Source organism: Cupriavidus sp. 01L45, from assembly GCF_056399885.1.
Genome location: NZ_JBFTSG010000053.1, coordinates 45,431 through 68,060 on the forward strand (window position 1 = coordinate 45,431; position 22,630 = coordinate 68,060).

Genomic DNA, 22,630 nt, shown 5'->3' on the forward strand with positions numbered 1-22,630 from the left:
TCGGGTCGGACTAACAAAGGTGCGTGCGGAACCATTCGACTGCAGCATGGCTGGCAAGCTCAAACTGGCGGAGATAGGGATCGAAGTGGCCACCGGGGACCAGCACGAGTCGCATCGGCTCCAGAGCGCGTTCATAAGCGGCAAGCTCAAGGTCGGTCAGCGTGACATTGTCCTCTTTGGCCACAATCATCATTAATGGTGTTGGAGACGCTCGCGAAATCCAAAAGCCAGGCTCGTACATGCGCGCCGCGCGAGTCGAGCGCACTGTCACCTCGTTCTCCCAGATGCCTTCGGGAATGGGCTGCAAATAGGGGTCATCGTACTTTTGATGCGAAATCTGGCAGTTCTGTCCTGAAAACCCTTTGGAATCAGTTACCTGTGGGATCGGCGGGTACGCGGCGCCAAGTAACCTGGAAAGCCTTGCCGCAAGCGGCATCCCGGCTTGCTAGCGCCAGATTTCGCACCAAAAGTACGATGACCCCTTGAAGGATTCGAGATCTCCGAGCAGACCGAGATCTGAGGCCGTCGGCGGCGGCCGCCCCGGCATCGCGCTGAGGTGACCGCCTCGAGGGCAGCTATGTGGCGCACGGTCGAACTCGCAGGCCCGGCCATGAGCAGTCGTCTGACAGCTTGGTGAATACAGTCGAACTCGCAAGGGCGTTCACCCAGAAGGTCAGCCGAATTACGCGCCCACCTGCTTGGCGAGCTCTTGAAAGTGCGCCCCGAGCGCATCGACGAGGCCGGAAACGAGCGCCGTCTTGAGCCGTCCTTTCATGCTCACCGCGAAGAACTCGACCGGCACCACTGGCTCTACGAGTGTGTGCACCGTCACGTCGTAGCGTGCGCACGCAGGCACCACGAAGCCGGGTAGGGCGGCCACTCCGTGGCCCGCCTCCACCATCGAGATCATGGCCTGGATGTTCTGGAGTGCGGTGGTCCGTCGCGTGGTGATTCCGAGGGCGCGAAGCTGCGTGTCCACGAGCTTCTGGATCGGGTTGTCATTCGGGAGCACGATGAGCTCCTGGTCGTCCAGGGCCGACCACTTCACCTTGCGCCCCGTTTCGAATCCGCGCCCGCGTGTCCTGGAATCCTTCGCCTTGGCCCTGACCAGCACCATGTCAAAACGGGCGAGCAACTGCCGGTCGATGCCCGTGGCCGGCCGGAAGAAAGCACCAAGACCGACGTCAAGTTCTCCCGCTTCGATCCCCAACAGGATCTCGCGTCGGTCGAGGTCGCTGATCGAGACGCGGACTGCGGGGTGCGTCTCATGGAACGCCTGCAACCACAGGGGAAGCACGCTCGATGCAATCAGCGGCGTCGCCGCAAGGGAGACCCGTTGCTCCGCTTCCGCGGCGAGTCGCCCGACGTTGGATGTGGCGGCTTCCCAGTCCGCCATCATGCGGCGCGCGGTCGGCAGCAGTGATTCGCCTGCAGGCGTGAGTCGCACGCTCCGCGTCGTGCGGTCGAACAGCCTTGCGCCGACCTGCGCCTCGAGGTCCTTGAGCATGAGGCTTAGGCCTGCCTGCGTCACGAAGATTTCCTCCGCCGCGCGCGTGAAGCTTCCTAGCCGGGCGATGGCCAGAAACGCCTGCAGTTGCCGAGTGCTGACGTTCATTTCGTTTACTAATGAATTGATTTGATAGTTTAACTTCCAAAATCTTTGTGCGTGCGATGAAATTGACCTCCATCAACGCAGCGATCCCGCAAAAGGAGCATCCAACATGACGCCGCCCTCCCAAAGAATTCTCATTGCCGGTGCTGGCATCGGTGGTCTGTGCTGCGCTCTGGCACTGATCCAGCGCGGCTTCCGCGTCACCGTCCTGGAGCAGGCACGGCAGCTTGGGGAGGTGGGAGCCGGGWTCCAGGTCAGCGCCAACGGCGTCCGTTGCCTGGCCGACCTGGGCTTGGCATCGGAGCTGAAGGACATCGCCACCGAGGCGGGCGGCAAGCAGGTGCGCCTGTGGAGTACCGGCCAGACATGGAAGCTGTTCGATCTCGGTGCCGAGTCGGTGCGCAAGTATGGCTTCCCCTACTACATGATCTACCGGCCGGACCTGCATGGTCTGATGGAATGTCACGTGAGACGGTTGCAACCGGACGCGATCCGGTTGGGCGCGAAGGTGGTCGGCGTCGAACAGAACGACGTCGGTGTCGAGGTGGAGCTCGAAGGCGGCGAGCGGATTCACGGTGACATCCTCATCGGTGCCGATGGCGTGCATTCTTGCGTGCGCCGCGCCCTGTTCGGAGCGGGCGACGCGCAGTTCACCGGCTGTGTCGCCTGGCGCGGTCTCATTCCGCGCGAGAGGATTCCGCGCCATCTTCAGGCCAACGTTGGTACCAACTGGATCGGTCCCGGTGCGCACGTCATCCACTACCCGCTTCGCAATGGCGAACTCACGAACTTCGTGGGTATCGTCGAGCGCACGGACTGGCAAGTCGAGTCTTGGACGGAACGAGGCAGCATCGAGGAATGCCTGAAGGACTTCGAGCGCTGGCACGACGACGTGCACGCGTTGATCCAGGGGATCCAGCAGCCGTACAAGTGGGCGCTTCTCAGCCGGCAGCCCATGGACCGATGGACCGTCGGCCGTGCCACTCTCCTGGGTGATGCCTGCCATCCCACGCTGCCCTTCCTTGCACAAGGCGCGGTGATGGCTCTGGAGGACGGCATCGTGCTTGCACGCTGCCTGGCGGCGAACGCCGAACACCCGGAAGCGGCCCTGGCCCGGTACGAGGCCCTGCGGCAGGAACGTACCTCGCGCATCGTGCTGGGCTCGGCGGCGAACGGGGCGCGCTTTCACAATCCGTTGCTGGCAGACCCGGTGGAGGCCAGTCGCTACGTGGATGCCGAGTGGAATGAGCAGCGTGTGCGCGAGCGCTACGAATGGCTTTTCAGCTACGACGCTACCGCGGTCGACGTGTCCGTCGGTCACTCCACTGCGACGCAGACTTAATAACCCAGTTAGGACCTCAACATGAAACAGCCAGAACCCTTGCACGACCTCCTGCACGACCTGGTGCACGCCTTCCAGATTCTAGCCATGGATGGACAAGGCAGTGGCATCTCCGGACACCTCACAGCGCGCTTGCCCGGTGCGCGTACGTTCTGGAGCATTCCGTACGGATACGGATTCGAGGAGGCGACGGCAGACGCATTGATCGAGTCCGACTTCGACCTGCGCACCGTGACCGGTACGTTGCCATGCAACCCGACTCTCAATATCCACACCGAAATCTACAATGCGCGTCCTGAGGTATGCTGCATCCTGCACACGCATTCGGAAGCTTCCCTGGCCCTGGGCGTGATCGGCAGCAACCTCGAGCCGGTGACGCAGAGCGGCGCGCTGTTCTACGAGGACATCGTGCTTTTCGACGAGTTCGAGGGCATAGTCCTCGACAAGAAGGAGGGCGCCAGCATCGCATCCAGGCTGGGCCCGAACCGTGCGATCCTGCTGCGCAACCACGGGTCCGTGGTCGTGGGCAACTCGATTGCCGACGCCACGATCGCCGCGACCGTCCTCGAATTCGCAGCGCGGGTGCAACTGCAAGCCATGTCCGCAGGCACGCCCAAGTTGTTGCCGACCGCCGAAGCGCGGCAGACCAAGGCCTTCCTGCAGCGCCCCGACGTCGTCGATCTGCGGTGGCAACTGCTGGTGCGACAGGCGCGCAGGCACAACCCGAACTTCTCGTACGAGCGAACCGTTTGAAGAGCATGCAATCCCCTTCGTCCCCCAAAGTCCTGATGCTGCTGACGTCGGACTTCGTCAAGAGCCGCTACGAAGCACTCCGCTCCCGCGCCCCCGGTCTGCACGTGATCACCGACATCGAAGGCGCCTCGGATCCAGACGTCACCGCGCTGTTCGCCTTCAAGCTGCCTGCCGGCATCGCACCGCGCCTTCCCAACCTGCGACTGGCAGCCTCGGTGGGCGCCGGTGCGGACGGCATCCTCTCGGCCCCGGACCTGCCGCCCCATGTGAAGGTCACGCGCGCCGTCGAACCGGGCCTCGGGTTCAGCATGGCGCAGTTCGTGAGCCTGCAGATCCTGCGGCACTTCCGCTCGCTGCCAGCGATGGAGCGACAGCACGCGGCGGGTGAATGGAAGCGGTTGCCCGTCCCCGACGCCAGCCAGCTCACCGTGGGCATCATGGGGCTCGGTTCCATCGGCTCCGTCGTCGCCGACGCACTCTTGGCGCTCGGATTCAGGGTCATCGCGTGGACGCGCACGTCGGCGCGAGAAGCGCGCGTTCCCGTCTTCGTCGGCGAGAGCCGGAAGGACGACTTCCTCGCGCAATCGAACTACCTCGTCTGCCTGCTGCCTTTCACGGCGGAGACGAAGAGCACCCTGGACCACGCCAGCCTTCGCAAGTTGCCCAAGGGCAGCTTCGTGGTGAACGTGGCGCGCGGCGGCATCGTCGTGGAGGACGACCTGCTAGCCCTCGTCGACGAGGGACATCTCGCCGGCGCGGCGCTCGACGTGTTCGCGTCGGAGCCGCTGCCCGCCAGCAGCCCCTTCTGGCACCACGAGCGGATCCTGGTCACGCCCCACGTCGCCGCGCAGCCGACGGTCGGCCCTGTCGTGGAGCAGTTCCTGGAGAACCTGCAGCGCCTCGCGCAGGGCCAGCCTTTGCTCAACGAGGTCGACAGAAGCGTCGGTTACTAGCCGGCGCTCATCCCACACCCAATTCAGGAGACAATGAAGTGAAGATCATCGAAAAACTGCTTGCCTGCGGCGCACTCGCCGTCGCAGCCACCATCGTGCCCACAGCAGGCATGGCCGCGGATGCTTACCCCTCCCAGCCAATCAAGCTGGTCCTGCCGTTCGCGGCCGGGGGCCAGTCCGATGTCGTCGCCCGCATCGCTGCGGAGCGCCTCACGTCCGCCCTGGGCCAGCCCCTGGTTGTCGAGAACGTCGGAGGTGCCGGCGGCATGATCGCGGCCTCCAAGGTGGCGCGATCGCCCGCGGACGGCTACACCCTCTTTCTCCCGAACGCCAGCACGTTGACCATCGCGCCCCACTTGCAACCAAGCTCCGGCGTCACGCCCTCGTCGTTCGCGCCGATCGCCACAGTGAGCCAGTTTCCGCTGGTGCTGGTCGTGAACAGCAAATCTCCCTACAAGTCGCTGGCGGATGTAATCGCAGCGGCCAAGAGCAAGCCTGGTAAGCTGAGCTTCGCCTCGCCGGGCGTCGGYACGACACCGCATCTTGCCGGTGAAACCTTCAGCCAGGAAGCAGGCATCACGATCACCACCGTGCCCTACAAGGGCGGCGCGCCCGCGCTCAACGACGTGCTCGCCGGCCAGGTCGATCTCTACTTCGAGGCACCCGGGACGATCGTTCCGCACATCCAGGCGGGCAAGCTGCGCGCACTGGCTGTCACGGGCAAGAAGCGCATGGCGGCGCTTCCCAACGTGCCCACGGTTGCGGAGCAAGGCTTCCCCAAGCTCACCCTGGAGAGTTGGGCTGCATTCGTCGCCCCGAAGGGGACGCCCCCGGCCATCATCGAGCGTCTGCGCACTGAAATTGAGAAGGTGGTGAAGAGCCAGGACTTCACGCGCAAGCTGGAGGAGCGGGGATTCGAGCCCCTCTCCACGAGCCCGGCAGAACTCGCACGCATGATCAACGAGGAGAGCGTGCGCTGGGGGCAGATCATCAAGGAACGTCACATCACGGTGAATTGATCGCTGCCTGTGCAAGGCGAGCGCGCATGGCCCATGGATGACATCAAATATCAAAGCGGCTTCGGCAACGAGTTCGCGAGCGAGGCCGTGCCCGGATCGCAACGAGATGCCTCTGCCCACCTTACTCACCGTGCGATCGTTCGCGCTTCACTGGCGTGCATGCGAGCGTGGTTCGAGCCCCTCGGTCGCTCGACCTGCGTCCCTCGCACACTCAAGCAAATCTATGCAGCCGGAGGCAGCTATCGGCCATGAGGGGCCATTTCACTTGAATACTACGCGGACGTTTGAAGGTCGGCTCCACGCYGGACGCGGTCATCCCCGCCATCACCGGCAATCGATCGCTTCTTGGGCGAAAAGCGACAACGAGACGGATATTGGGCTGGTCCCCGGCTATGACGACAGCGCCCCAGCAGGCGCGGTGAGCCCCGCCGGCTGCAGCCGGATTTTTAGTGGTTCCGTTTGTTCGACGGCTACAGCCGCGAGGGGTGGCTGTTGTTTCCAGCCCGCGGCAATGTTTTGTCAGTTGAGCGGGCAGCCGGGCCTGACGGAGTGAAGTGCGCCGTACACATGCCACGCACTGCAACATTTCTAGGTAAGCATAAGCAATATTAGTGCCCGTTACAGCACTTTAATTGTCAGGTTTTCAAGACTTTTTGGGTATGTCCCTAGGGATCACATTAGACGAAACACTCTAGAATTCGCACTCGGATGGTGCACCGGAGGATTGGCGGCGCTGCCAATCTGGAACCCATGCCTTGACGGATTAACTATACAGCACTTTTGCGCAAGTCCGTTCGATCAATTCACAGGAGACTACGCATGACCGCTTTTATGTCCGATCAGTTCGCTGCAGTGCAAAAAGCCAATCTGGGCCATCTGTTCGCGCTGACGAACATGGCTTTTGACGGCTTCCAGAAGTTGACCGAGTTGAACCTGCAGGCAGTCAGGACGACGCTTGCCGAAGGCCAGGAAAAAGTCGAAGCGGCGCTGGCCGGAAAGGACATCCGTGAAGTGTTCGCCGCGCAAGGCAATCTGGCCCAGCCTGCCGCGGAGAAGGCTGTTGCGTATGCACGCCATGTGTACGAAATCGCATCGAACACGCACGGGGAACTGACCAAGGCAGTCGAGACCCAGTACGAACAGCACAACCGTAATGTGCAAGCCTTCGTTGACACCTTCGTGAAGAACGCGCCGGCCGGGTCTGAAGCGATCACCGCGCTGCTGCAATCGAGCGTAGCCGCCGCCAACAACACCTATCAATCGATCCAGAATGCGGCAAAGCAGACGGCTGAAGTCGCCAAGGCCAACTTGGCCACGACGGCCGCAGCCGCCTCCGGCGCGGTACAGCAGGCAGCGCCCCGCGCTTCCAAGCAGTAACGCCGTACCGCTGGCAATGCAGGCCAGGCCAGCGCGCTGAACAGAGATCGCTGGCTTGCAAGCCAGGGGACATCAGCGCCCCTGGTTTGCCGAACCGCGACAACCTTCCCGCAAAGACATACAAACTGGGACCGGAATCATCCGGCCCGGCTCGCCCTCGCCTTTCGCGCGCCAGGGCAACGGGAACTTGCTCGGGACAACCAGGGAAAAAGCCCTTCCCGGCAAGGCAGGGGTCTTTCAACTTTACGAGAATGAAGCAGGCAGCATGACGAAGAGAATCGCACTAGTAACGGGTGGTATGGGTGGGCTGGGAGAAGCCATCAGCATCAAGTTGTACGACGCGGGCTATGCCGTGATGGTGACGCACTCACCGCGCAATGCGAACGCTCAGAACTGGCTTGCCGCGATGGCCGCCACCGGCCGCGAGATGCGTGCCTACGAGATTGACGTATCTGACTACGATGCCTGCGCAGGCTTGCGCGGCGCAGCTCCTGGCCGACGTAGGCCGCGTGGATTTCCTGGTGAACAACGCAGGCATTACCCGCGACATGGCCTTCAAGAAGATGGACAAGCCGAACTGGGATGCCGTGATGCGGACCAATCTCGACTCGGTATTCAATCTCACCAAGCCGCTTTGCGAAGGCATGGTCGAACGCGGCTGGGGACGCATCATCAACATCTCGTCGGTCAACGGTTCCAAAGGCGCTTTCGGTCAGACCAACTATGCCGCCGCCAAGGCTGGGATGCACGGCTTCACCAAGTCGCTTGCGCTGGAAGTGGCAAGAAAGGGCGTGACGGTCAACACCGTCTCTCCGGCCTACCTTGCCACCAAGATGGTCAACGCAGTGCCTAAAGAAATCATGGAAACCAAGATCCTGCCGCAGATTCCAGTCGGCCGTGTCGGCAAACCGGAAGAAGTTGCAGCGCTGGTTGCCTACCTGTGCTCGGAGGAAGCGGCCTACGTGACCGGGTCCAATATCGCCATCAACGGCGGGCAGCACATGCAGTAACCGCAGATCGAGCGCCGGGCCGCTTGCGTTCGACTAGACCCATCGTGCCCGAACGTACCTGCACCGCCTATCCTGAGCCACCATCGGGCGCCGGCGGCGCATGCATGCAGGGGCGGCACGGCGCTCATGACGCCAAGGCTGAGCGCCTGCCTTCGTTTCGCCTGAAGGGACGGCATTGCGTCGGAAGCGTCCGGCCACCCCATCTCGGCCGACTGCCCGCTTCCGGCCAACTCCAGCCATCCAGACTCCGCAAAGCCGGGTCCCACATCACACTGGAATTGCCGCGCCAGTCCACGGCGCTCGAGCCATGCTACTCGAGCGCCTCTTCAACAGTTCGGGCTGTCTTCGCGATCATCTCGCGCAGCCACGAGTGACCCATGTCGTGATCGTCGCGGCTATGCCAAACCGCACGCGTGGTCTCAATCCCAGCCTGGTACGGCGGAGGTCGGCGAATTAGGTCACCGCTTTTTGCAAGAGCCGTAGCCAGGGACGCGGGCACAATGGCGAGCATGTGTGTATCACGCAGCAGCGCCGGAATGGCGAGCGAGTGCGGGACGGTGACCCTCAACCGCGGCATCTCCTGCGACTCAAGGAGCGCCTGCTCTAACGCCCGCCGGTCGAACATCTCCGATTGGCGCGCGAGGCCGCGCTCAACAATGAAGCCCCCTACCGCGCCCTCCTCCTGCCCGCCGACGGATAGGGTGACAAGCGGGTACTTCGTCAAATCCCGGAGCTTGAGCTTCCGGCGTGAAGCGGGATGTCCTTTGCACATCAAGATGGACTCTCCCTGTGACATCAAGTCTCGCGAGTTCAGGCGCGGTGGCACCTGCGAGAAGATGCCGATGGCTAGATCAATGCGCCCCAGGTCGATCTGCTCGGCCAGGTCCAGCCGAGTGGACGGCCGAATAACAAGGTCGACACCTGGGGCAACCTTTTGCAGTTCACGGGACAACGGCGCAACGATTACTTCAGTGACGTGATCGTTGGCCGCGATAACGAATCGCCGTCTGGAATGATCTGCAGTAAACGGCTCCACGCCCAGGGCATCCTCGATGCGGCGCAGTGAGTCCAACAGGGTTGGCGCCATCGCCATTGCACGGCCGGTTGGCACCATGCCCTTCCCCATGCGTATGAATAGCTCGTCGCCAACCAGCTCGCGCAGTCTTCGGAGCGCGTGGCTGACCGCCGATTGCGTGAGATGCAGACGCTTGCCTGCCAGAATCAAATTGCGCTCCTCGTAGACAGCCTCGAACACTTTTAACAGGTTCAGGTCCGTGCGGCCGATGCTCATGATCGCGCTCCATCCATTGAATCGTATGCATTATGCGGTTGCATGGACATCAATTCCATTCAATTCATGGTCGGCGCATGATGATGTCAAATCAATGGACAGCAAAGGACACCATGATGGCCGACAACCTCAACAACGATCGAGAAGCGCTGGTCGAACGCTGCATTCCCTTCCTTGAGGAAGTGAAGGACATGACCGCCGGCAGCGCGGTCGAGCGCTGGTTAAACCAGAAGTACGGACCTGGCAGCGAGCTCTACCAAACCCTGTCTCGCATGATAAGGCAGGGCGTGAAGGACGGCTGGGCAGCACATACCCAGATTGACGGCTCAACCTACCGCCGGAGTCGTATCTCGGAGCCCTCCGAGCGCACGCTCCACTTCAGCATCACCGCTGTCTACATGGATAGCACCGGCAACAAGCAAGGGCATCCAGACCACCGATTCCGAGGGCAATACCACGGTCATCCCTATGGCGAGTTCAACATGGTCGTTCCACTCGATCCGGGCGCCGTCCTGAACGGGCCGAATGGCTGGTGTTCCGGAGGCTGGACCGCCCCGGCGCCGGGCAGCCATCACTATCCGGAAGCAAAAGGTGGCGCCGTTATCGCGCTGTTCTTCCTGCCTTCCGGTCGGATTTCCTACCATGACGTCCCGCAGGAGTAGTCCATGGTTCAGACTGCAATTGAATGGTCTCAAGAGGCGGTCGCAAGATGCGTCGCCACCGTCGTCGGCACCCGGCGATCGGTTCGCGCCTTCAGGCCTGACCCGCTGCGCCGGGAACTCGTGGAACAGATCCTGGAGGAGGCTGCGACCGCCCCCAGCGGGGCCAACATTCAGCCCTGGCGGGTGTATGTGGTCAGCGGCACAGTCAAGGATGTACTGGCCGACATCCTGGTCGCGGCCTTCCGCGCCGGGAGCGCACCAGCACCCGCCCACTTCCCTGATCCGTTGCCGGACGTGTTCCGCACGAGACTGACCGACTTCGGCGCGCGGTACTACGCTTCACTCGGAATCCACCGCAACGACACCCTGGCGCGCATGCGCCAGACCGAGCAGAATTTCTCATTCTTCGGCGCGCCAGTGGGTCTCATCATCAGCATCGACCGCAGATTGAAGCCGCACAGTTGGATCGACATTGGCCTTTTCGCGCAGAACCTGATGATCGCGGCGAAAGCACGTGGAATCGACACATGCCCGCAGGTTGCCTTCGCGCCATTTCATGACCAGATCGCGTCGCATCTGCATATGCCACCGGAGGAAGTCACAGCGTTCGGTATGTCCATGGGATACGGGGACCCGGAAGCCAAGGTGAATCAGACCAGGATGCCGCGGGAGCGCGTGCAGGACTTCGCGCGCATCCTGGGGTTCCCGGCTCCCCCCGCCCCCCGCTGATTGATGCCATGTGTTCGGCGCCCTTCCTTGGGTGAAAGAGCAGGCCGCCTGCATCGCTCCCACCGGCCCAGGCCACTCAGTCTCCAGATATCAAGATGATTGAATTTTTCAAATTCGAGAAACCGGGCATGAAAATGAATACCGTTCTAAGGTTGCTATTGGTAGTCCTTAACATCACCATCGGCGCCTCACTTCCTTTTGCGGCGACCCATACCGATTCCGCCAATCAGTCAAGCTCTGGCGAGAATGTCGCGCCAGACGATTATTTTCATACGGGTGCGGGCGCCAGATATCTACGCCGTGCCGACGAGAATATCGTTGCAAAACCCTTGCGCGGTAATGTAACCGTCTTGATGGGCTCCGGTGGAAATATAACCGTTCTATCGAGCAAGGAAGGAAAATTTCTGGTTGACGCTGGAATCAGCAAATCACAGAAGAAGCTACAGGTGGCGCTCGATGAAATTGGAACAGGGCCACTCAGATACGTGGTCAATACGCATTGGCACTGGGATCATACGGACGGCAATGCCTGCATGCATGCGGCAGGCGCCACGATCGTCGGGCAAGAAAATACTTTCAGGCATTTAACCGAAAAGACGCATGTGAATGCCTGGAACTGGACTTTCGATCCGGCGCCTGAAGCAGCGCGTCCCACACTGCTGATCAATCACAGGAAGAGATTCAACTTCGCAGGAACCATGATCGAAGTGGAGAACTTCGGCCACGGCCATACTGACGGCGATCTGTGGGTCTACTTCAAGAACGCGGATGTGTTGGCGCTCGGCGATACTTTCTGGAACGGTTTCTATCCCTATATCGACAACGAAGATGGCGGCAGCATCGACGGCGCGATTAAATGGGCAAGCAAGGCTGTGGTACGGACGACCGACCACACCCTCGTCATTCCAGGTCATGGCGCGGTTGGCACGCGGACCCAACTGATTGAATTCCGCGACATGCTGGTCACGGTGCGCAACAACGTGGCAGCGCTGAAACAACAAGACAAGTCGATTGACGAAATTATTGCCGCCAAGCCAACTGCTGCCTTCGACGACAAATGGGGAAACTTCGTGTTCAACGGGGAACAATTCACCAAGATGGTCTACGCTGGTTTGAAAGCCGATAGCGATTCGGAATCATCTCCACATCCTTAGCCCGAGCCACTTTCGCTGACCTGTCGCATCTGAGTCCTCCCGACAATTGCCCCTTTGGAAACTGCCCTCTGTAGGCCGTATTAGATATCCGGCACCGCTGCGACAGTAAAAGTGTCAACACGCCGGGCTGATCTCGGTCAGCCGGTTGGCCAGCTTGCTGCCACGCCCGACCACAGGCCGAGTTCGGCAGTGGATTCAACCTGCCGTTCAGCGAGTTGGGAAACCTGCCGTTGGATTGGCTGCGTTACTCCGGGACCTGACGGACGAGCCAGATGCAAAATTCGGCCATTTCAGCCGCCCGTCACCGCGTCAAGGTGTCATTGCTCACGAGCACGATCTTGCCAGTCACGCCTTTCTCGCCGAGCAACTCGTGCGCAAGCTTCGCCTCGGCAAGAGGAAATTTCCGGGCAATCAGCGGCTGGATTTTCTTCTGTTGTAGAAGGCCCAGCAGGGTGATCAAGTCCCGTCGAAACATTGCCGGTTTCAGGCGCTTGAGCCACTGGATGCTGTAGGGGACCACCCGCTTCCGGCCCGGGAGAAGCCAGCCGCCAGCAATGTACAAACCGAAGATCGCGAGTCGCTGAAAGCGATTTCGGCGCCCGGAACGACCTGACGCCAGGCGCCCCCCACGCAGCGAGGCAGTTAGGCCATAGGCTACGACCTTCCCGCCAGGACGGAGAGCGTCGCGGGAACGCCAGATATGGGTACCGCCGATGCCATCGAAGACGACGTCGACGCCTTCTCCCGTCATGCGGCGAGTCTCTTCTACGAAATCGAGCTGCTGGTAGTCCATTGGCATACCGCCCAGGCCGGAAACTGCGACTGTATCCTGCGATGAACAGGTGCCGTACATTTCCAGCCCGGCGAGGCGGCCAAGCTGCATGAGTGCCGAGCCTACCCCGCCTGCCGCTCCGTGAATCAAAACGCGCTGGCCCGGCTCGACTTTGGCGCAACGATGCAACATCTGGTACGCGGTGACGTAGTTCAATACAAGGCTGACAGCCACGGCCGCATCCAACCCGGCAGGCACGGGGACCAGTTCACGCTGCGCCAGACAGACGAACTCAGCGTACGCGCCACTGATCGGCAGAGCGGCAACGATCTGGCCCGTTTCGACGCCACAGGCGCCAGTGCCGAGCTTATCCACTATGCCAACCAGATCCCACCCCGGCGTGAACGGCAGCGGCGGCGTTTCGGGATGAAAGCCCTCGCGCATCATCAGATCGGGTTGACCCACGCCTGCCGCCAGCACCCTCACCCGTACTTCGCCGGCCTTGGGCTCGGGGCACTCTTCCTCCACCACCTGAAGTGCACCTGGCCCGCCATAATGAGTGACCATAATGCGCGTGTGTTTCATGATGCGTGCCAACCGCACAATTTCGATGGATTCAATGCAGAGGTATCACTGCGCCGGTTTGTCGCTACGTGCCTTGAGGTTAGCCCGCAATGGCGCGCTCATCGGCATATTCAGGTTCACGCCGGCGGGGGGGATCGGTGATTCAAACCATTTCTTATAGAGCCGTGTAAACTCTCCCGATTTCATCAGTCGCGTTATGGTTTCATCTACCAGCTTCTTGAACTCTGCATCATCCTTACGGACCATGCAGGCATATGGTTCCACCTGAAGGGTATCGCCCACGATCTCAAGCGAAGAGGGGTTCCCCGAATTGGCGCGCAAGCCGAACAGCAGAACGTCATCCAGGGCCAGCGCTGACGCGCGACCGCTTTCCACGAGCTGCATGGCGTCTGCATAGTCTTTGCCGGAGATTATCTGGACATCGATATTGTTGTCGGCGCTGTACTTTCTCACCACCTTCTCGTTCGTGCTGCCGGCCGCGCTGGCTACCGTCTTCTTCGACAGATCCGCATAGCCATTGATGCCAGAATCGCGCTTGGTCAGCAGACGAGTTCCCGCGTAGAAGAAATTGATCGAGAATGCCACTTCCTTTCCGCGCGCGCTGGTATTGGTGGTCGAACCACACTCCAAGTCGTAGGTACCATTGACCAGCAGCGGAATACGATTCTGCCCGGTAACCGGAATATATTCGACTTTGAGGGCGGGCTTCTTCAGCCGGCTTCGCACATCGTCAATGATGGCTTGCGTCAGGTCGACGGAAAATCCAACGGCTTTATGCGGGCCGAGAAGATAGCTGAAGGGAACAGCCACCTCGCGATACGCGACCGTGATCTTGTCTGTCGCAGCGACCTTCTCCAGCGTCTGGGCGCAGACATTTGCCGCAGCGACCGATAGACCGGCCGCGATGAGGGTAGAGGCGATTGTGGAAATCGTTTTCATTCTTGTTCTCCATGGACGCGTAGAACATCCCTGCGCGACACCAGCTTGTGACCTGTAGGGTCGCACTTCTGATGTGAATCTAGGCGCCATCTCGATAGCGCGGTTGACCTAGGTCAACGGGGCGAATATTGCAGGCTCTCAAGCCCGGCCTCTCGTGTGGCTGCCGTTGGAATATCGCTTACCAAGAATGTGAGCTTGGTGCGCGCGTATTGCAGCGGCTATCCACTCGCGGTGATTCATTTGGCACTTCTGCGTAAGACGGTTCCTTGGCGTCCCTACGCCAGAGCGACAAAGCAACAAGAATGGTTCGCGTGAAGGACCTTGAGGCAGCGCGCCGCCCACCGGCTGGAATGGCCGATCAACTGCCGGRGCGACAGAGGAGGCGGATGTCCGTTGATCCCGGATAGCCGACATCGAGTTGTGGAAGCCTCGAACGGCGCAGAAGGGTCGGTCAGAGACGGCCGCAGCCCGCGACGAGCATCCGACCCGTTGAATCCACGGCCAGTTCCTGACATTTGCGCGTGTGCACAAATTATCACTCGAGCGAACCGATCCACTCCGGCAGCAGTCATTCTCCCTGAATGACCATCGTCGCGTTATAGGTCACTACGGACGTCCTCATCGATCGACTTTCGGTTCGGAGCGTCCCTTTTTGAGCAAGCGAACTATGTCGGCGAGCGACGGTGGCAGCTAGAGATACTGCCGTGGCACCAGCAGGTAGTTCAGCCTCGCGCTCACTTGCTCATCCAGCTTGCATCGATGACGTTGGCCGCTTCCCATGTGCCGAAGCTGTCGCCGTTGTGGTTCGTTAGCTCACCGTTTCGATGTCCCAAGATTGCGGCGTTCGGCAACTTGTCCCCCGCATAGCCGCGACTCCGCCTTTTTGTCGCAAAGCTCACGTTGATACTTACCGGCCGCGAACGGGGAAGTTTGCAGCCGGCGCTGTCGCGCGCTAACTCATGATTGGTGCCATCGCAGTTCCGATTCGAGACACCTGGTTCCCGGTGATCATGCCGCTGAGAATCCGACTGAAGCGGGGTTCCTGCACTCCGGAAATGATGTATTGCCACCTGTATGCTGCAAGCAGGCTCATGCGGACGGATTCTTTGTCAGCCATCGGCAGCGATCGTCCGCAGATCATCGCAAAGTAATCAGCGTCCGCGCGAGCCTGTGTTTGCACCATGCCGTCGACGGCGGCGATCAGTTCGATCAGATCGTTGACACCTGCGTCACGTTCTTCAGGCGAAAGCCTCGCGTTCTCGCGTTGCCATTCGATTTCATCGAGAATCGCATGCTGTGATTCCTCGCGCCAGTGATAGAGAAAGACATCCTTCCATAGTTCAGACGAATTCGGGTCCTCGTCGATGCTGCCCCGATAGTGCGCGAGCACGAAGAGTTCGATGTGACAGGTTAGAGCGAGCACTGCCCATGTGGACTTCCCGAGTACGAACGACGCCACGCTGTTTGCTTCCGGCAAAAACGTGTAACCGACTGGCATGCCTTCGGCGCACATGCGTTCGATGCGGCGAAACAGTTCCTGATGCTTGATTTCTTCATCGGTGAACCGGACGAGCGCTTCGAACGCGCTTTGGTCGCCGAGGCGGTATGGGCCGCTCATCTCCAGTACCTTCGCTGCAATGAAGCGTTCGACGAGGCCAAACATGTTTGCGTAAGTGCGGCCCTGAATCTGACTGAGCAGGCGCTGCTCCTCGGGACCAAGAAAGGCGAGAGAATCGACTTTCGATAGTGCGTCCGGGAGAAACTTCTTCGTGAAATCGAAGCATCGGCCGCGAATCACGTCACGGTCGATATCCCAGCGGACGCGCTTGGACGCAGCGATGCACTTGGCGTAGCGGTTGGTGTTGAGCTTATGCCCATCAGTCATGAGTTCCATTGAAACATCTCCTTCAATTGCGATTCACGGATACCTCACACGTCCCGTGGCCGCCGCGAGCGACGACTGTCCTCTCGCCCCGCACGTGTTCGGCAGCCGGGCGGCGGTTCGGGGGCTCTAGGGTGCGTGAGTTGCCGCCTGGCGTACTGTGCCGGTGCCGCCCGGGATTTCCCAGCCCCTCGAACGTATCAGCCAGGTTGGGCGTACGGCATCGTCACGATCCAACTATCGTTGGCGGACGTCATCGATCCGTGAACAGCATGCGAGGCTGCGTAAAAACGCCGTCAAAAAAAGGAAAGAGACTCATGAAGGACAGGCGGGCGGGCAGTCTGCATGGGATGCCTGAATGTCGTGCAGCGCGGAGTAAACTGTTTGAGGGCGACGCATCACCTCACGCACGACATGACCCGGCTCAAGATCGAAATCCTCGGAGGCTTGCACATCCGGCTTGCTGGGCAGCCTGTGCCGCTGGACTTTCCCACCAGGAAGAGCAAGGCCATCCTGGCCTACCTTGCCTTGTCGCCAGGCATGCTGCGCTCGCGAGAGCAACTGGCAAGCGTGTTCTGGGAGCGCAGCGCTGAAGAGCAGGCAAGAGCCAGTTTGCGGCAGACACTGTCGAACTTGCGCAGGATCCTGCCGAACGCGCCGCCACTGTTGAAAGCGGAGCCGGATGCCATATGGCTCGACGCACGTCGCGTGGAAGTCGACGCGCTGCAATTCACGCACCTCGCGACTGAGCGGTCTCCCGATTCACTGGCAAAGGCTGTCGCGCTCTATCGGGGAGCGCTACTCGACGGTTTTGGCCTGCGTGAAGAGCCCTTCGAGCGGTGGATGATGGTCGAGCGTCGCTGGTTTCATGAGCGCGCTGTGGAGGTCTTCGCCGAACTCGTCAGCCATTATGAGCAGTCTGGCGAATTTGATCGTGCGATTGCGGCGGCTAGCAGAGTACTGGCTTTGGACCCATTACTCGAATGGGCCCATGCGGTGCTTATGAGGCTGTATGCGAGGACGGGACGCCGGGACGCTGCCGTTCGCCAATATCAGGAATGCGTTCGTGTGCTCAATACCGAACTTGGCTTTGCCCCCGCAGAGGGCACGCAACGCCTGGCCGCCCGAATCCAGCAGGATTCAGGGCCTGCAGGTCCGGTTTTGTCTGTCGGGGAGCCGGCTGAGCAGTCCGGGAGCGCGTGGCGCGCTGAGTACGAAGCCGACAATGCGACGGTATTGCCGGCGGAGCGTAAGCAGCTAAGTGTGCTCTGCGCGCGCGTGCGCGAGCCGATTAGCGACTTGGATCCCGAAATGGCGCTTGAGCGCGGCGACCCTGTGCTAAAAGCCATGGCCGACTCTGTTCAGCGATTCGGCGGCTTGGTCACCCAGTTCAGAAGCGATGGTGTGACGGCACTATTTGGGGCGCCTGCCGCACATGAAGACCATGCGGTGCAAGCCTGTTATGCGGCGCTCGCGATGCGCGAAGTCATTTCGGCGCTCATTGACCGGCCACTGGACGTACGCATCGGCATACATTCTGGCGAGGCCGTCGTCCGGACGATTGGAAACGACCGGTCGCAACACTATGACGCGCTTGGCTCCGTACCACAGCTTGCAAATCAGATCGATGCCGCGCTCTCTGCCGGAGAGATCGGCGTGAGCGCCGACACGGTGCGGTGTGCCGAAGGCTTCATCGAACTCTCGGATCCTCGCGGGAGGCCGCTTCCTGGCGCGACGCCTCCCGTCGAGATTTTCATGCTGCGTACGAAGTCCGCGTTGCGTCTTCGCTGGAACACTCGCACCGCACGCGACCTCACACGTTTTGTCGGCCGCGACGCGGAGATGGCCAGTTTGCAGGGGATGCTCGAGCGTGCCGGACGCAGGGCAGGCCAGGTATGCGCGATCGTCGGAGAACCGGGCGTGGGAAAGTCTCGCCTCGTGCACGAGTTTGTCAACTCGGAACAAGCGGCCGGCTGGACAATATTCGAGACCGGCACGACCTCACACGACACGAGCGCGATCTATCTTCCGCTCGCCAATCTGCTGCGGACATGGTTCGGCATCGGCGAGCGCGACACACTGGCCGAGGCAGCCGACAAGCTTCGTCGCGGCGTCGACGCGGTCGACCCGGCGCTCGCGTCGACGCGTCCCGCGATGGCTGCAGTGCTGGACTTGCCGCCGGACGATCCGCAATGGGAGATGGCGAGTCTGCCGCAAAGGCGCAAGCGCACGCTCGAAGCGGTTGCCTCTCTTGTGATCTGCGCGAGTGAGCACCGTCCATTGATACTCGTTGTCGAGGATCTGCACTGGATCGATGACGGCACCCAAGCTGTGCTCGATCATCTCGTCGACTTCATCGGTGCGTCGCGCGTGTTGCTTCTCGTGACCCATCGACCCGAGTATCGGCACACATGGTTTGGCAAGAGCTACTTTTCCCAACTGCACGTGGACAGTCTCGCCGCCGAAAACGCGGAACTGCTGCTGCGGTCGCTGCTCGGCGACGACGGCGGGCTTTCCGCGCTTCGCCGGCGCCTGATCGAGTGCACGGGAGGCACGCCTCTTTTCCTGGAAGAGTCTGTTCGTGCGCTGGCGGATGCGGGCGCACTGGTCGGCCAGATGGGCGCGTACCACAAGGTTCGAGCCATCGACACGGTCGATATTCCATCGACCGTGCATGCGGTCCTTGCTTCGCGGATCGATCGCCTGTCCGTGCAGCAGAAGATCCTGCTGCAGATGGCGGCCGTGATCGGCCAGGAGTTTCCGGTCGATCTTCTGCAGCCGATAGCCGATCTCGACCGCGAACAAGTGCTCGATCTGCTGGCTGATCTGCAGGCGGCTGAATTTGTCTATCAGACCCGGTTGTTGCCGCAGCAGCAATACACCTTCAAGCATGCGCTCACGCATCGTGTCGCTTATGCAAGCGTGCTCAAAGAGCGGCGACGCTCAGTGCACGTACGGCTTGTGGATGTCATCGAGCGGCTTCACGCGCAACGTCTCGACGAGCATATCGAACGCCTCGCGCATCACGCGCTTGCTGGCGAACTGTGGGACAAGGCCGTTCATTATCTGTACCAGTCCGCGGGCAAGGCGCTTCAGCGGTCTGCGTATCAGCAGGCGGTTGAGCACCTGAACAGGGGGCTCGAGATCATCCGGACGTTGCCTCGCACCCCTGCCTTGCTCAGGCACGAACTCGATTATCAAAAGGTCCTGGGCATGACCATGATGGCGGCGAAGGGCTGGGCGGCGAAAGAAGTGCTTGACGCGTATACGCAGGCGAGGGTGCTCTGCGAGGAGCTTGGAGACGAGAGCGAACTGTTCACCGTGCTACGGGGCGAAGGACAGTATCGAATGATCCGTGGCGAGTCGGAAATCGCCCGCGAACTCGGCAACCGTTGCACAGCTCTGACGGCGGTTTCGCATGACCACGGGATGCAAATCGAGACGCATCATCTTTTCTGGACGAATAGTTTTTTCATGGGTGAATACGCTACTGCAGCGTTTCATAGCACAAGCGGAATGGTCCTTTACGAGCGCGAGCGAGACCACGCGCTGACATTCAAATACTCTGGACATGATCCTGGTGTGTGCTGCCGATGCTTCACCGCGTTGGTGCAGTGCCTGCGCGGATACCCGGACAAATCGCTGTCGATTTGCGACGAGGCGCTGAAACTCGCGCAAGAACTTGGTCATCCACTGACGACGGCATTGGCATACTGGACGTGTAGCTTCGCGCATCTCCTGCGTGGCGAGCCGGAGCTGGCGAGAGAGTGGGCGGCGCGGGAAATTGCTATTTGCGAGGAGTACGTGTTGCCCTTACTGCTGTCGCAAGGGACATTTCAACTGGGTTGGGCGCTGGCGCAGCTAGGCGATCTCGACGACGGCATAGAACGGATGCGGGAGGGCATTTCAGCAATCAGTGCGACGGGTGCCGAAATGGGGCTGCCGTACTTCAATGCGCTGCTTGGCGAAGCCCTTGGCCGCGCGGGCAAACCAGAGGCAGGGCTCGTCGAGATCGATCGGGCGCTCGCCGCTGTCAATCAGCACGGCGGACGCTTCCAGCTCTCGGAAATGCTGCGTCTGAAAGGCGAATTGCTCGCAGCTCAGCGCCCCGTGCGGCAAGAAGAAGCACTCGCGTCCTTTCGCGAGGCGATCGCGGTTGCGCAAAGGCAGGGCGCCAGTCTTCTCTGGCTTCGGGCGGCGATCAGCCTTGCACGCCAGTTGGCAGCAACGGGTGACATTGAAAATGCATACGCCGTGCTGCAGCCCGCCTGCGAAAGCATAAGGGAAGGAAGTGAACTCACTGATATTCGCACGGCGCAAGCGCTCCTGGCTGATCTGAAGAATCGCTAGCGCAGGGCTGCTTGCCGCTGCGAGCGCGTTGACTCTTAAGGGGAAGCCACACAACGTGAGCGGCTGGTCCGCGGTTCAGAGCGGCCAATTGTCTGGCAGACATGGATTGGCTGATGAGGTCGAAAGTTCGCATCCGCTTGCGGTGAAGCCTGACATTCGCGGCCGCTAAGCTGCTAGTGTCCGAAAGTCCGGCAAGCTTCTCATAGACGCCCCGGCAACGACGATGCCGGAATGTCGTAAGCGTCCCGCCGTCCCACCTTGCCGTCGGCGACGTTTGTGAGAGAGCGGACGCGCTCAGGACGCGGGATGCCAGTTGTGGGGGAGCATCTCGTCGATGCGGCTGTTCAGGTGGGTGGGCAGGCGGGTCAGCACATCGTTGAGGTGGGCCGACGGATCGTGCCCGTTGAGTTTGGCTGATTATGCCGCCCGCAGAACTATGCCGATCGAGTGCGCCTTCCCCCCAGATTCATCGCGAGTTTTCTACGATGGGCTCGGCATAGTTAGTCTTGTGCCTCCGCGTTCAACACCGGAGGGACAGGATTATGATTACAGAAGAGTACTTGAGCAGGAGCCGGTTGTTCCGGCGCCTAAAGAATGGACCTCAAGGAGAGCTCATCGAGCTTTGCACGGCACGTCTAGTCAAGGACGGGCTGGCTGGCCAAAGCACGTGGCGATGCCTTAACATGGTCAGCAGAGCGGTGTGAGGACGAGTGCGCTACGCTCTGCCAAGCGTTGCAGGCGCGTCACGAGCGCTAATAGTAGCAAGAAGGCAGTTCGGCCGCAGACGGCTTTTCTGTCATCCGCCTCCACGCCGATAACGCAGAAGATTGTTCGCCGCGCAGGCACTGCAGGATCACGATGCCACTGTGGCAAGGACTACGTTTATGGGCGACCCTGCCTTTCCTGGCCCCGGAATGCCTATGCCATATGGAGACCGCGCCAAAGCGGGGGCTGAGTCGGTCTTCACACAAGAGCATAATGAGCCACCTACAATGTGCTCATCTCCTTCGATCCTTAACCGGCAATCGCTGTCCTCCAGTTGYAAATCGGCCTGCGAGGCTTGAGCCCGCCGGTCTGGCGGCGCCTCCTCACTCCCTAGTACGCGTCATGATCTATCTGTTGCTGGCAGACCGCAGCGTCGAAATTGTTGCTGACCGAGGCATAGCCACCGGGAGTGGGAGGTCGTCTGTCGAGAAATGGAAGCAGCCCTACGGGGAGAAATTCTAGAGGATGCCGATTGGGCCGAGGTTGTAGACAAACTAGATGCAGCGCTGAGGTCAGCGGACTGAGAGCATTCATCTGAATTGAGTGCGGCGCAGTTTATCGCTTGTGTATCTGTGTATCGTATCTGAGCAGTCCGGTCTGGCGGGTCCCTTTGCTGACCGACATTTCGCCGCTCACCTGCACACGGCACCTGCGATGAGATGTCCCCGGCTTAAAACGGACGGTGTTGCACCCACGCGGGGAAGCGCTCATCAGTTTCGTCGGCGGAGATATCCCCAAGGTGTGTGCAGGCCTCGGCGGGCAGCGCAATTTGATACGCCTCGCGCCACAGCACCATGACGGTGAACCTGAGAACGCGAATTCGCACCTCTCTGGGGACGGGATACTCGGAAACATGTGAGGGAAGGGCCTCCATGCCAACACGCCGCCGGACCTCATAGGTGAGCATCCCTTTCTCATCGCGTCGAATCAACTCTGCACGCGCGAGGTGCAAGTACCAACAGAACCATGATCGTCTGCACGATGATTCATCCCTGATGAGACTGGCTTTTCTTATCCGGCTGACGCAATTTGCGTGCCATTTCGTTAGTGTTCCACCAGGCCTGTCGTGGTCATGGCAGCTGCCTACAACGTTCAGGTCACGGTCAGTTTGCTCCAGACACTCATTGTGATTGATAAGGCCAGTACTGAGTATCGGGTTTTGTAAGGACTTTGACGGTCGAGGGTGGGGCCTGCTGCGACATTGTTCGGAGATTATTTGCGCGGCCCCGATTGGCGTATTGATTGCAGCTGGCTGCCGACTCGTGTGGATGCGCTGAAGCGGCCTATTACTAACTTTTCAGAAAGTATTGTCAGGCCGCAGCGTATTGGCACTCCGGCTGGCGAAAGAACGACTTGACTAACTCAGGCAGTCGTTGAATGCGACGTAACGCACTTCTCGCCAATTTCTTCATTTCGTTCTTTCCCTGGACTAAAC

General features: G+C 60.5%; 16 protein-coding genes and 3 pseudogenes. 10 read left to right on the forward strand and 9 right to left on the reverse strand.

What is annotated here, in order from left to right; translation table 11 throughout:
* Positions 1-10: 10 nt before the first annotated feature.
* Both AC1DT6_RS30105 and AC1DT6_RS30110 read right to left on the reverse strand, forming a co-directional pair.
* Positions 11-436: a hypothetical protein gene (locus AC1DT6_RS30105; protein ID WP_477103572.1), complete on the reverse strand. Its 426-nt coding sequence runs from the start codon at positions 434-436 to the stop codon at positions 11-13.
* 246 nt (positions 437-682) lie between these two features.
* A complete protein-coding gene (locus tag AC1DT6_RS30110) occupies positions 683-1,615 on the reverse strand; it encodes a LysR family transcriptional regulator (protein ID WP_477103573.1) in 933 nt (310 codons plus the stop codon).
* 106 nt (positions 1,616-1,721) lie between these two features.
* On the opposite strand from AC1DT6_RS30110, the gene AC1DT6_RS30115 reads away from it, so the two are divergent.
* From AC1DT6_RS30115 to phbB, 6 genes and pseudogenes are all read left to right on the forward strand, one after another.
* On the forward strand, positions 1,722-2,954 hold the full coding sequence (locus AC1DT6_RS30115) for an FAD-dependent oxidoreductase (protein WP_477115168.1): 1,233 nt from the start codon (positions 1,722-1,724) through the stop codon (positions 2,952-2,954).
* Between the two features lie 21 nt (positions 2,955-2,975).
* Positions 2,976-3,707: a class II aldolase/adducin family protein gene (locus tag AC1DT6_RS30120; RefSeq protein ID WP_477103575.1), complete on the forward strand. Its 732-nt coding sequence runs from the start codon at positions 2,976-2,978 to the stop codon at positions 3,705-3,707.
* Between the two features lie 35 nt (positions 3,708-3,742).
* Positions 3,743-4,660 (forward strand): 2-hydroxyacid dehydrogenase, encoded by a 918-nt coding sequence (locus AC1DT6_RS30125; RefSeq protein WP_477103576.1) that lies wholly within the window; start codon positions 3,743-3,745, stop codon positions 4,658-4,660.
* A gap of 38 nt (positions 4,661-4,698) precedes the next feature.
* Positions 4,699-5,679 carry a Bug family tripartite tricarboxylate transporter substrate binding protein gene (locus AC1DT6_RS30130; protein WP_477103577.1) on the forward strand — a complete coding sequence of 327 codons (981 nt, stop codon included), beginning with the start codon at positions 4,699-4,701 and terminating at the stop codon, positions 5,677-5,679.
* 819 nt (positions 5,680-6,498) lie between these two features.
* Positions 6,499-7,056, forward strand: coding sequence for a TIGR01841 family phasin PhaP3 (gene phaP3 / locus AC1DT6_RS30135; protein WP_477103578.1), 558 nt, complete (start codon positions 6,499-6,501; stop codon positions 7,054-7,056).
* A 265-nt stretch (positions 7,057-7,321) separates the two neighbouring features.
* A pseudogene (phbB, locus tag AC1DT6_RS30140) lies at positions 7,322-8,066 on the forward strand (acetoacetyl-CoA reductase).
* 310 nt (positions 8,067-8,376) lie between these two features.
* Here phbB and AC1DT6_RS30145 read toward each other — a convergent pair.
* On the reverse strand, positions 8,377-9,357 hold the full coding sequence (locus tag AC1DT6_RS30145; protein WP_477103579.1) for a LysR family transcriptional regulator: 981 nt from the start codon (positions 9,355-9,357) through the stop codon (positions 8,377-8,379).
* 113 nt (positions 9,358-9,470) lie between these two features.
* Here AC1DT6_RS30145 and AC1DT6_RS30150 point away from each other — a divergent pair, with 113 nt between their 5' ends.
* The 3 genes from AC1DT6_RS30150 to AC1DT6_RS30160 all read left to right on the forward strand — a co-directional run bounded on the left by AC1DT6_RS30150 (position 9,471) and on the right by AC1DT6_RS30160 (position 11,902).
* Positions 9,471-10,019, forward strand: a complete 549-nt coding sequence (locus tag AC1DT6_RS30150) for a 4-hydroxylaminobenzoate lyase (protein ID WP_477103580.1) — start codon at positions 9,471-9,473, stop codon at positions 10,017-10,019.
* Positions 10,020-10,022: 3 nt separating this feature from the next.
* Positions 10,023-10,748, forward strand: coding sequence for a nitroreductase (locus AC1DT6_RS30155; protein WP_477115169.1), 726 nt, complete (start codon positions 10,023-10,025; stop codon positions 10,746-10,748).
* A gap of 95 nt (positions 10,749-10,843) precedes the next feature.
* Positions 10,844-11,902, forward strand: coding sequence for an MBL fold metallo-hydrolase (locus tag AC1DT6_RS30160; RefSeq protein WP_477103582.1), 1,059 nt, complete (start codon positions 10,844-10,846; stop codon positions 11,900-11,902).
* A gap of 301 nt (positions 11,903-12,203) precedes the next feature.
* On the opposite strand, the gene AC1DT6_RS30165 is transcribed toward AC1DT6_RS30160, so the two are convergent.
* The 3 genes from AC1DT6_RS30165 to AC1DT6_RS30175 form a co-directional block, all read right to left on the reverse strand.
* Positions 12,204-13,259 carry a medium chain dehydrogenase/reductase family protein gene (locus tag AC1DT6_RS30165; RefSeq protein ID WP_477103583.1) on the reverse strand — a complete coding sequence of 352 codons (1,056 nt, stop codon included), beginning with the start codon at positions 13,257-13,259 and terminating at the stop codon, positions 12,204-12,206.
* Positions 13,260-13,304: 45 nt separating this feature from the next.
* Positions 13,305-14,198 (reverse strand): transporter substrate-binding domain-containing protein, encoded by an 894-nt coding sequence (locus tag AC1DT6_RS30170; protein WP_477103584.1) that lies wholly within the window; start codon positions 14,196-14,198, stop codon positions 13,305-13,307.
* Positions 14,199-15,150: 952 nt separating this feature from the next.
* Complete coding sequence (locus AC1DT6_RS30175; protein WP_477103585.1) at positions 15,151-16,092, reverse strand: hypothetical protein; 942 nt, start codon at positions 16,090-16,092, stop codon at positions 15,151-15,153.
* 402 nt (positions 16,093-16,494) lie between these two features.
* On the opposite strand from AC1DT6_RS30175, the gene AC1DT6_RS30180 reads away from it, so the two are divergent.
* Complete coding sequence (locus AC1DT6_RS30180; RefSeq protein WP_477103586.1) at positions 16,495-20,430, forward strand: AAA family ATPase; 3,936 nt, start codon at positions 16,495-16,497, stop codon at positions 20,428-20,430.
* Positions 20,431-20,724: 294 nt separating this feature from the next.
* Here the strand turns inward: AC1DT6_RS30180 and AC1DT6_RS30185 are convergent.
* The 3 genes and pseudogenes from AC1DT6_RS30185 to AC1DT6_RS30195 form a co-directional block, all read right to left on the reverse strand.
* A pseudogene (locus AC1DT6_RS30185) lies at positions 20,725-20,847 on the reverse strand (transposase domain-containing protein); the annotation flags it as partial.
* Positions 20,848-21,865: 1,018 nt separating this feature from the next.
* On the reverse strand, positions 21,866-22,102 hold the full coding sequence (locus tag AC1DT6_RS30190; protein WP_477103587.1) for a hypothetical protein: 237 nt from the start codon (positions 22,100-22,102) through the stop codon (positions 21,866-21,868).
* A gap of 403 nt (positions 22,103-22,505) precedes the next feature.
* Positions 22,506-22,630 (reverse strand): annotated as a pseudogene (locus tag AC1DT6_RS30195) (IS630 family transposase); the annotation flags it as partial.